We start from the raw sequence: 536 nt of genomic DNA, 5'->3' as shown, positions 1-536 counted from the left end.
GGTGACCATGTAGAGGGGTTGCACGAAGAAGAAGTCGAGGCTCAGACCGGAGAGGACGGCGGCGAACACGGCGGGCCACATGCCGCCGACGAGCGCCACGACGAGCACGAGCAGCTGGTACGCGAGCACGTCGACCGTGATGGCGTCCGGGTCCTTGCCGAGCGACAGCAGCCAGGTGAGCAGCGGGCCGGCCACGAGCGACAGTACGAACGCGGCGACGATGCGGCCGCGGGACAGGCTGCCCCCGAGCCGCGGCAGGGCGAACCCGCCGCCGGGAAGGACCGGTCCCGACGACGGGATCCAGAGGGATGAGCCTGTGGGATCGGACGGCTACAGTCCGAACCTCTGCCCCCGTGCCACCGGAGTGGCACTCTGTCCTCGACGCAGCCGTGCTCGAGGACCAGGACGTAGGCGGACCAACGATAGCAGCAAGTCGGGCGCCGGACCACCGCCGCGCCTACTCGCCGCGGGTGATCTTCCGGAGACGTTCGAGCCGGGGACCGACCTCGCGCTCGAAGCCGTTCGTGGTCGGGGTG

1 protein-coding gene is annotated in these 536 nt (G+C 70.3%); it reads right to left on the bottom strand.

Translation table 11 applies throughout. From position 1 onward, the window contains the following. On the bottom strand, window positions 1–195 hold a 195-nt coding region (locus tag I59_RS20495), incomplete at its 3' end, for a DUF4118 domain-containing protein (protein ID WP_042726928.1). Between the last annotated feature and the right edge of the window lie 341 nt (window positions 196–536).

The sequence above is a fragment of the Curtobacterium sp. B8 genome, from assembly GCF_000333315.1.
GTDB classification, from domain to species: domain Bacteria; phylum Actinomycetota; class Actinomycetes; order Actinomycetales; family Microbacteriaceae; genus Curtobacterium; species Curtobacterium luteum.
The sequence above is the reverse complement of the archived record's forward strand: the minus strand, read 5'-3'. Positions and strand labels throughout refer to the sequence as shown.